Source organism: Diaphorobacter sp. J5-51 (assembly GCF_001023515.1).
Classification (GTDB): Bacteria; Pseudomonadota; Gammaproteobacteria; order Burkholderiales; family Burkholderiaceae_C; genus Diaphorobacter; species Diaphorobacter nitroreducens.
In genome coordinates this window covers 1-8,458 of record NZ_JSYI01000010.1, presented here as the reverse complement: position 1 = coordinate 8,458, position 8,458 = coordinate 1, and the positions used below count along the sequence as shown (strand labels likewise).

The following is an 8,458-nucleotide window of genomic DNA, read 5'->3' as shown; positions in this document are numbered from 1 at the left end:
CGGCGTTCAGACTCTACCGCGCTGGTCTGGTTTAAAGATACAAGCACCTGGGCCATGAACGCAACGAGGCGGTGGCCAACCCCGCTGGCAACACCCGCAACGGCAAGAGCAAGAAGACCCTCAAGGGCGAGTTCGGCGAATTGCCCATCGAAGTGCCACGCGACCGCCATGGCAGCTTCGAGCCTCAGCTCATCCCCAAGCACCAGACCCGCTGGGCCGGCTTCGACGACAAAATCATCTCGCTGTACGCCCGTGGCATGACGGTGCGCGAGATACAGGCCCACCTCGAAGAGATGTACGGCACCGAGGTCTCACCCAGCCTGATTTCCTCGGTGACAGATGCCGTGGCCGACGAGGTCAAGGCCTGGCAGGCCCGACCGCTGGAGCCGATTTATCCCATCGTCTATCTGGACTGCATCCATGTGAAGGTGCGCGAGGGCGCGGTGCGGGTCAAGGCGGTGTACCTGGCCATCGGCATCACCATGACGGGCGACAAGGAGGTGCTGGGCCTGTGGCTGGCCCAGACCGAGGGCGCCAAGTTCTGGCTGCAGGTGGTCACCGAGTTGCGCAACCGGGGCGTGCAGGACATCTTCATCGCCTGCGTCGATGGGCTCAAGGGCTTCCCTGACGCCATCGAGGCAGTCTTCCCCAAGGCGGTGGTGCAACTGTGCATCGTTCACATGGTGCGTCACAGCCTGAACTACGTCTCATGGAAGCGCCGCAAGGAAGTGGCGGCCGACCTGCGCCGTATCTACACGGCCGCCACCGCCGAGGAGGCCGAACTGATGCTCGCAGAGTTCGAGGCCCGATGGGATGCCGAGTACCTGCCCATCGGCCAGTCCTGGCGCAGGAACTGGAGCCGCTTGACCCCGTTCTTTGACTACCCGCCGGAAATCCGCAAGGTCATCTACACCACCAATGCCATCGAGTCGGTGAACATGAGCCTGAGGAAGCTGACCAAGAACCGGGGCTCGTTCCCCAGCGACGAGGCGCTGACCAAGCTGTTCTACCTGGCGCTGCGCAACATCAGCCAGAAGTGGACCATGCCCATCCGGGATTGGAAGGCCGCGCTGACCCGCTTTACCATTCAGTTCGGAGACCGCATCTCCGTCAATTGAAGTCCGACCCGTTTACACAAAAATTCGGACACGCCCGGCGATGCGCCCACAGACTACCTGGATGAGCAACTGCGGCATATCGTGGGCATCGAGATCCGTCTCGGGCGACTGGAAGGAAAGCGCAAGCTGAACCAGCACCACGGCGAGCAAGACCGCGAGGGCGCGATTCAAGGACTGGAGTCCCGCGGCAACCATGGGCTCGCCAAAGCCATGAGGGACGCGACGTCCCCCACATCGTGACCCGCAACTCCTTGGCCGGCCGGCTTGCGGCCATGCGCGGAGCGGGGTAGCGGGCCTCAGTGCGTTGCCTGCCAGGTGATGCGCTGGCCAGCAAACGATCCAGGCCCTGACCTAGCAGGGTGGGCACTGGTGGTAAGCCCGGCCATGGTGGCTGCGGTGCAATCCGTCAGCGGACCTGCCGGGGCGGTAATGCCCGGCAGTGTGGTGGCGGATCGCCTCCTGCGCGCCTCGGTGAAAGCCGCGCGCCGCATCGCGTGCCGTCGCGTTGGCGCAGAGCGTGCAATGGCGACGCCGGAGCCGGTCGGCGCGGATGCCTTATTCCGCGAGCGGGCCCATGAAGGATCCCGAGGGTTGCCGCATCTCGCCCGCGGGCATGGCACCATGCGGTTTTCTATGTGGGAGTGAATCCATGAAATTCTGGCGGGCGGGTGCGTTTGGAGCGTTGGTGTTGGCGGGCTGTGCCAGCCAGCAAACGCTGGTGCCGCAGATTCAGCAAGGCGAGTCCGAAGGGAAAAAGACCGTGACGGTGGCGCCCGCGAGTGCCGCGTGCTCCCGGCCCCAGTGCCCCGTGCTGGCGGCGGCGTGGAGCGCGGCGAAGCCGGCGCAGGCGGTGCTCACCGTGGGCCTGCCCCATCAGGCGGCGGAGGTCACGGGCGCGGACTTCCATTTGGGGGGCGGGCAGGCGGTGCGCGTGCGTTCGCGTTCGCGCGCCGAGGCCGCTGCGCTGGGCTACCCCGCCACGGCGTTCGATGTGCCCTTGCGGCTGGTGGACCAAATCGCCTATACGCCGCGTAGCTGGGTGCGGGTTCACACCGCCGATGGGCGCAGCGTGGATGAGACGCTCAACAGCGGTGAGGAGCGCAGCAAGGCCGTCGAGGCGATGAGCTACTTTGTCACTGCCGTGGAGTCCGCCAGCGGCCAGGTGGCCAACCCCGACAGCTCTCGCGGCGGCTTGATGGACCGCCTGGGCGGCGGCAAATAGGGCATCAGCGGTCCACGTCCAGCCAGCCCCACATCGACAGGAACAGCGCCACCGCGACGGCGGCGCCCAGCAGGCTGTGGATGTAGAACAGCGCCAGCGGCACCGCCCAGATCATGAGGCGCAGTGACTGGCTGTAGTACAGGCCCGCGCGCATCAGACTGCGCTCGCCCAGGGACTGCCATGACCGGCGCGCCGCGGACTCCACCGGCATGCCCGCCACGAAGCCGGCGTGGTGGTAGTTGCGCGCCGCCAGCATCGAGGTCAGAAATGCCAGTGCCAGCAGCACCAGCACGGCGAACGCGTTCCAGAAGGCCAACCCCTGGTCGGTGCCCAACGGTGGAAAACCGTGGTGCCACCACTGCGACGGCCAGTGGCCCTGGGTGAGCGTGAGCCCGCCCATGAAGGCCAGGGTGGCGGTGGTCGCCGTCATGGTGCAGGACATGAGCGAGTTGCGTAGCGTCTGGACCCCCAGCACTTCGGTGCCCTTGTGCTGCGCAATGGCGCTAAACCATTCCTGCCGCAACCGTGTATGGGCGCGTGTGGCGGAAGGTGCCCACGCCCAGTGCCGCACAAGGTACAGCAACGGCAGTGCGGCGGTGAGGAGAAACAGCAGGGAGTCCATGTGCGTCGCTATGAATTAAGGAGCTTATAGCGCTTGCTGGTATTGGTTTTCAACGCGTTATTGCAATGAATTCAGCCAATGACAAGCGCTGCCAGCTATTTTTTCAGGAGCGCGTGCGGCGATCCCAGAAGTGTTGCAGCTGCATCCCCGCCAGCATGGCGGCCACGAACAGCCAGACCTCGCCGCGCAGCGTCCCTAGGTTCATCACGGCCGGGCCGGGGCAGAACCCCGCCAGGCCCCAGCCAATGCCGAACAGCGCCGCGCCGGTCAGCAGGCGTCTGTCCACCGCGGTGGAGGAGGGCAGCTGCATGGGGTCTCCCAGCAGCGAGGTCTTGCGCTTGCGGGCCCAGGTGAACGCCACCAGGCCCACAAGAATGGCGCCCCCCATGACGAAGGCGAGCGAAGGGTCCCAGGCGCCGAAGAAGTCCAGGAAGTTCTGTACTTTTGCGGGATTGCCCATGCCCGACAGGATCAGGCCCAGTCCGAAGACCAGGCCGGCAATCAGTGATGCGATGGCAGAAGCCATGGTGTTTCTCCTTGAGATGGGGTCAGGCCAGCACGTGACGCACCACGAACACCGTGGCGGCGCCGGCACCGATGAAGGTCAGGGTGGCGGCCAGGGAGCGCAGCGACAGGCGCGACAGCCCGCACACGCCATGGCCGCTGGTACAGCCCGATCCCAGCCGGGTGCCAAAACCGACCAGCAGGCCAGCCAGCACGATGACCAGCGGGTTGCTGGGCATCTCCATGGGGGGCAGGGGGGCGATGAGCTGCCAGACCAATGGCGCCGCCACCATGCCGATCACGAAGGCCGCACGCCAGCCCCAGTTGGCAACGCTGGCCCAGCTGCTGCGCTGCAGCAGCGCGCCCACGATGCCGCTGATGCCGGCGATGCGCCCCAGCAGCACGATCAGCAGCGCCGCGGCCAGGCCGATCAGCATGCCGCCGGCCAGCGATGACCAGGGGGTGAACGAATTCCAGAGGATGGTCATGGGATCAAGCTCCTTGCTTGCAGAAAAGGCGATGGATGGCCTGCATCAGCTGCAGTGCGCGGTCGTCCGCCAGTTGGTACCAAATGAACTTGCCTTCACGGCGGGTTTGCACCAGCCCGTCGCGGCGCAATACGCCCAACTGCTGCGACAGCGTGGGCTGGCCGATGCCGGTGAGCTGCTCCAGCTCACCCACGGTGCGCTCGCCTTCGGTCAGCTGGCACAGCAGCATGAGCCGGTCTTCGTTGCCCAGCAGCTTGAGCATGGTCACGGCTTCGCCCGCATGGGCGCGCATGGCGGGCAGGTCCAGGGTCGTGGCGTCGTCAATCATGATGGAGGTGCAAAACAATATGTTTTCATATAATATATCAAAAAATAAATTGTTGTTGGCTGGTGGTGCTGCTTCGGCACTTCCGTCTTCATTGCGAAAGGACCTTCATGCCCCACGCCTCCATGCATATCGAGCCCTTCTTCGACCCCGTGACGGGCACCGTGAGCTATGTGCTCGCAGACACTGACGCCGGCCAAGCGGCAGTGATCGACCCCGTGCTGGATTTCGAGCCGAAGTCCGGCACGCTGACCAGCGCCTCATCGGATCGCATCATTGAATACGTGCGCCGCCAGGGCTGGCACGTCCAGTGGATCCTGGAAACCCACGCACACGCCGACCATCTCTCGGGCGCGCAGCACATACGCCACCACCTCGGCGGCAAGGTCGCCATCGGCGCGCACATCCGCGCGGTGCAGCAGCTCTTTCGCAGCGTGTTCCATTTCGAGCGCAGCTTCCTGCCCGACGGCAGCCAGTTCGACCACCTGTTCGAGGACGGCGAGACCTTCCATGTCGGCGGGCTGGAGCTGACGGCGCTGCATGTGCCGGGCCACACGCCTGCCGACATGGCCTACCGCGTGGGTGACGACGTGTTTGTGGGCGACACGCTGTTCATGCCCGACGTGGGTACGGCCCGCGCGGACTTTCCGGGTGGCGATGCCGCCACGCTGTACCGCTCCATCCAGCGCCTGCTGGCGCTGCCCGCGCACACCCGACTGCACATGTGCCACGACTATCCGCCCGAGAACCGCGCACCTGCCTGGGTCAGCACCGTGGCAGAGCAACGCAGCGGCAACATCCATGTGCACGAGGGCGTGACCGAGGCCGCGTTCGTGCAGATGCGCACCGCGCGGGACGCCACACTGGCGATGCCCACGCTCATCCTGCCTTCGGTGCAGGTCAATGTGCGCGCCGGCAAGCTGCCGCCCGCGCAGGACGACGGGCGTACCTATATCCAGCTGCCCATCAATGCGTTCCTGAAAGGGGCTGGCGCGCCGCAGGGCATGTCGTGATGCCGGCGGCGCACCTCTTTGCGCCAGCGGCCGCGTGGCTAAGGGGCGGAGTGGCCGCTGATGAGCGCGAGGTGTTGGGCCAGCGTGGCAGCCGACAGCTCGCCCACGCGCACCGCGGCCAGACGGCCCTGGCGGTCATAGAACAGGGTGGTGGGCAGGGCTTTGTGGCCCAGCGCGCTACCCAGCTGGCCCGCTGAGTCCAGCAGCACATCGGCGGCCGGCAGGCGCTGCTGCGCAGCAAACCGGGCGACTGTCTCGGGAGGCTCCCCCTGGTTCACCCACAGAAAACGCACCTGCGACTGGGGCGATAGGGGCGACTGCGCCTCGCGCGCCTGCAGCATGACGGGCATCTCGCGCCGGCAGGGTGGGCACCAACTGGCCCACAGGTTCACCACCACGGGCTGCCCCTTCAGCTCTGGCAGGGCGACCGTGCGCGCATCCAGCGCCACGCCTTGCCATGAGGGCAGGGCGGCCTGCTCGCGCGGTGCCGTAGCCTGCAGCACGCCCCAACCCAGCAGCCATACGCCGGCGAATGTGGCCAGCCCTGCCGTGGCGCTCTGCCGCCATGGGCTGCGGCGCAGCCACAGCAGCGCGACATAGAGCAGCGCGGCGCCCAGGCCCGCCCAGGGCGACCACCCGCCGTCGCGGATGTCGAGCACAGCCACCGGCGCGCTGGCATACAGATCCGCATAGCGCAGCACGAAGCCCAGCCGCGCCGCGATCAGTGCGATCAGGGGCAGCCGCCAGCCATGCGGGCCGCCCGTCAGGCCACGCCGTGCGGCCAGTCGCTCATGCACCATCGTGCCCAACTGCCAGGCGCCCAGGAGCACCAGCAACATCCACGGCAGGACCAGTGGGCCCAGGTGCAGTACGCGGTCCACGGCGGCGTCAGTCCTTTGCCGCCGAAGAGGTCACCACCAGCGCCGGAAGGCACAGCCGCGCCCGCAGGCCGGGCTCGGCCGGTTCCAGCGTCAGCGTGCCATGGGCGCTTTCTGCGATGCGGCGCACGATCGTCAGGCCCAGGCCGCTGCCGGGCGAGGTGCTGGACTTGCGCCAGAAACGCCGCAGCGCTTGCTCGCACTCCGCAGGGGTTAGGCCGGGGCCTTCGTCGCGCACACAGACTTCCACCGTGCCCGGGCCGGCAGCATCGGCTTGCCAGCGCAGCGTGGCACTCACAGGGGTGGGGCCCTGGTGATGGCGCAGCGCGTTGTCGATCAGGTTGGTGATGGCGCAGGCCAGCAGCGCGGGGGGCAGCGGTAGCTGTATTGCCTGCCAGGCTGCCGGGTCGGCGGGTATTTCTGCCGCGTCCAGCGGTGGGGAGGGCAACTGAATGCCCTCGTTCTCGGCACGCTGCAGGGACTGGCTGCAGGCCAGGCGGAAGGCCTGCGCGATGCCGGTGCCCACGGTGGCGCGCGCCTCTCCCGCGCTGGCGCTTTCCACGCGTGCAAGCTGCAGCAGTTGCTCCAGCGTGGCGTGCATGTGGTCGATGCCTTCGCCCGCTTGGCGCAGTGCGTTGGCGGCCTTGTCGGGGCTGGCGTTGTTGTTGCCCGCGGCAAGTGTCAGCTGCGCCACCTGCACATGGGTCTTGATGGCGGTGAGCGGCGTGCGCAGCTCATGCGCCGCGTCGGCGGTCCAGCGGCGCTCGTGTTCCATGCTGGCGTCCATGCGCGCCAGCAACTGGTTCAGGCTGTCCACCAGCGGGGCCAGTTCCTTGACGTCGCGGCCCGACTGCACGGGCGTGGGGTCGTGGGGTGGGCGCTGCACCAGCTCCTCGCGCAGGCGCTGCAGCGGGCGCAGGCTGCGCGTGCCCATCCACCAGGTCAGCAGCAGGATGACGGCAAGCGCCAGCACGAAGGGCAGCACCAGCGTGCGCACGAAGGTCTGCACCAATTGGTCGCGCACATCCAGCCGGTCGGCGGTGGCCACGCGCACGCCCTTGTCCTCCAGCACATAGGTGCGCCACTGCTTGCCGCCCTTGGTGATCTGGCCAAAGCCCGCGTTGCCCGCAGAGGCCATGTCCGGGATGTTGTTGGTGCGCGCGATGGGCAGGATGTCCACTTCGCTGCGCACCAGGCTCACCTCGCAGGCCACGCCATCGCGGCCAATGACCGACAGCAGCGCATCGTTGCTGGCGCGCGGCGCTGCCGCCAGCTCGGCCTGCTGGAACTGCTGCACGATGCCCACCACCATCCGGGCCGATGCGATGAGGCGGTCGTCCAGCAGCGTGCGCAGCTCGCGCTGCATGTTGGTGAACTGCCAGATCGCCACGCCGCTCCAGACCAGGCAAATGGTCAGGCTCAGGCCCAGCACCAGCCGAACCCGCAGGCTTTGCACCGGTCGTGCCGTCATGCCGCACCGCCGCAGTAGCGCGCGCCCAGCCGAAAGCCCAGGCCGCGCACGGTGTCGATCACATCGGCGCCCAGCTTCTTGCGCAGATGGTGCACATGCACGTTCACGGTGTTGCTGCCCACGTCCTGGTCCAGGCCGTACAGGCTGTCATGCAGCTGCGCCGCGCTCAGCACGCGCCCATGCGCCTGCAGCAGGGCCTGCAGCAAAGCCCACTCGCGGCGCGAGATATCTATCGCCACGCCGTTGCGCGTGACTTCGCCGGTGGCCATGTTGACCTGGCAGTCGCCCAGCGCCAGCAGGTCGCTGGTGCGCCCGCCCGCGCGGCGCAGCAGGGCGCGCAGGCGCAGCACCAGCTCCTGCAGGTCGAAGGGTTTGGTCAGGTAGTCGTCGGTGCCGGTCTGAAAGCCGGCCACCTTGTCCTCGATGGTGCTGCGCGCGGTAAGGATCAGCACCGGCAGCGCCAACCCCTTGGCGCGCCACTGGCGCAGCAGGCTGATGCCGTCGCCATCGGGCAGGCCTAAGTCCAGCACGCAGGCATCGAACTGGCGGCTGGTCATGTGGGCCTGCGCCTGCGCCACGCTGCCCGCGGTGTCGCTGGTGAAGCCGTGCAACTCCAGCCCGGCCTGGATGCCGCTGGCCACCAGCGCGTTGTCTTCGACGATCAGGATGTGCATGCGGCCCGCTTGGCAAAAGCCCGCATTCTAGGAATGGCGCGTTATCCCCACATTAACGGCGCACCCGCTGCGTCGGTATCATTGACTGTATAAACGCAAGGGGTATCTATTTAGCTCCAGCAGCCCCATTGATACTGTGATTT

General features: G+C 67.1%; 10 protein-coding genes and 1 pseudogene. 3 read left to right on the top strand and 8 right to left on the bottom strand.

What is annotated here, in order from left to right; all coding sequences use genetic code 11:
- Positions 1-44: 44 nt before the first annotated feature.
- A pseudogene (locus tag OX89_RS01530) lies at positions 45-1,118 on the top strand (IS256 family transposase); the annotation flags it as partial.
- Between the two features lie 12 nt (positions 1,119-1,130).
- On the opposite strand, the gene OX89_RS18360 reads toward OX89_RS01530, so the two are convergent.
- The gene (locus OX89_RS18360; protein ID WP_157497252.1) at positions 1,131-1,289 is read right to left on the bottom strand and encodes a hypothetical protein; all 159 of its coding nucleotides are present in this window, start codon (positions 1,287-1,289) and stop codon (positions 1,131-1,133) included.
- A 478-nt stretch (positions 1,290-1,767) separates the two neighbouring features.
- Between OX89_RS18360 and OX89_RS01520 the strand changes: the two genes are divergently transcribed.
- Positions 1,768-2,340, top strand: a complete 573-nt coding sequence (locus tag OX89_RS01520; RefSeq protein ID WP_015913012.1) for a hypothetical protein — start codon at positions 1,768-1,770, stop codon at positions 2,338-2,340.
- A gap of 4 nt (positions 2,341-2,344) precedes the next feature.
- Here OX89_RS01520 and OX89_RS01515 read toward each other — a convergent pair whose 3' ends face one another.
- From OX89_RS01515 to OX89_RS01500, 4 genes are all read right to left on the bottom strand, one after another.
- Positions 2,345-2,962, bottom strand: coding sequence for a DUF599 family protein (locus OX89_RS01515; RefSeq protein WP_047349306.1), 618 nt, complete (start codon positions 2,960-2,962; stop codon positions 2,345-2,347).
- A 103-nt stretch (positions 2,963-3,065) separates the two neighbouring features.
- Positions 3,066-3,488, bottom strand: coding sequence for a YeeE/YedE family protein (locus OX89_RS01510; RefSeq protein ID WP_047349305.1), 423 nt, complete (start codon positions 3,486-3,488; stop codon positions 3,066-3,068).
- A 22-nt stretch (positions 3,489-3,510) separates the two neighbouring features.
- A complete protein-coding gene (locus OX89_RS01505) occupies positions 3,511-3,954 on the bottom strand; it encodes a YeeE/YedE family protein (protein WP_011805641.1) in 444 nt (147 codons plus the stop codon).
- A 4-nt stretch (positions 3,955-3,958) separates the two neighbouring features.
- On the bottom strand, positions 3,959-4,282 hold the full coding sequence (locus OX89_RS01500) for a metalloregulator ArsR/SmtB family transcription factor (RefSeq protein ID WP_047349308.1): 324 nt from the start codon (positions 4,280-4,282) through the stop codon (positions 3,959-3,961).
- A gap of 107 nt (positions 4,283-4,389) precedes the next feature.
- Between OX89_RS01500 and OX89_RS01495 the strand changes: the two genes are divergently transcribed.
- Positions 4,390-5,292 (top strand): MBL fold metallo-hydrolase, encoded by a 903-nt coding sequence (locus tag OX89_RS01495; protein WP_047349304.1) that lies wholly within the window; start codon positions 4,390-4,392, stop codon positions 5,290-5,292.
- Positions 5,293-5,330: 38 nt separating this feature from the next.
- On the opposite strand, the gene OX89_RS01490 is transcribed toward OX89_RS01495, so the two are convergent.
- Genes OX89_RS01490 through OX89_RS01480 form a run of 3 tightly spaced genes read right to left on the bottom strand, consistent with a single transcriptional unit; the run spans position 5,331 to position 8,315 of the window.
- Positions 5,331-6,173: a TlpA disulfide reductase family protein gene (locus OX89_RS01490; protein ID WP_047349303.1), complete on the bottom strand. Its 843-nt coding sequence runs from the start codon at positions 6,171-6,173 to the stop codon at positions 5,331-5,333.
- 7 nt (positions 6,174-6,180) lie between these two features.
- Positions 6,181-7,641: an ATP-binding protein gene (locus tag OX89_RS01485; RefSeq protein ID WP_047349302.1), complete on the bottom strand. Its 1,461-nt coding sequence runs from the start codon at positions 7,639-7,641 to the stop codon at positions 6,181-6,183.
- Positions 7,638-8,315 (bottom strand): response regulator, encoded by a 678-nt coding sequence (locus tag OX89_RS01480; RefSeq protein WP_015913018.1) that lies wholly within the window; start codon positions 8,313-8,315, stop codon positions 7,638-7,640. The genes OX89_RS01485 and OX89_RS01480 overlap by 4 nt, the downstream gene beginning before the upstream one ends.
- Between the last annotated feature and the right edge of the window lie 143 nt (positions 8,316-8,458).

Coding starts and splice junctions, on each gene's coding strand:
- OX89_RS01520 (WP_015913012.1), top strand. CDS start 1,768: ATGAAATTCTGGCGGGCGGGTGCGTTTGGAGCGTTGGTGTTGGCGGGC.
- OX89_RS01515 (WP_047349306.1), bottom strand. CDS start 2,962: ATGGACTCCCTGCTGTTTCTCCTCACCGCCGCACTGCCGTTGCTGTAC.
- OX89_RS01510 (WP_047349305.1), bottom strand. CDS start 3,488: ATGGCTTCTGCCATCGCATCACTGATTGCCGGCCTGGTCTTCGGACTG.
- OX89_RS01505 (WP_011805641.1), bottom strand. CDS start 3,954: ATGACCATCCTCTGGAATTCGTTCACCCCCTGGTCATCGCTGGCCGGC.
- OX89_RS01500 (WP_047349308.1), bottom strand. CDS start 4,282: ATGATTGACGACGCCACGACCCTGGACCTGCCCGCCATGCGCGCCCAT.
- OX89_RS01495 (WP_047349304.1), top strand. CDS start 4,390: ATGCCCCACGCCTCCATGCATATCGAGCCCTTCTTCGACCCCGTGACG.
- OX89_RS01485 (WP_047349302.1), bottom strand. CDS start 7,641: ATGACGGCACGACCGGTGCAAAGCCTGCGGGTTCGGCTGGTGCTGGGC.
- OX89_RS01480 (WP_015913018.1), bottom strand. CDS start 8,315: ATGCACATCCTGATCGTCGAAGACAACGCGCTGGTGGCCAGCGGCATC.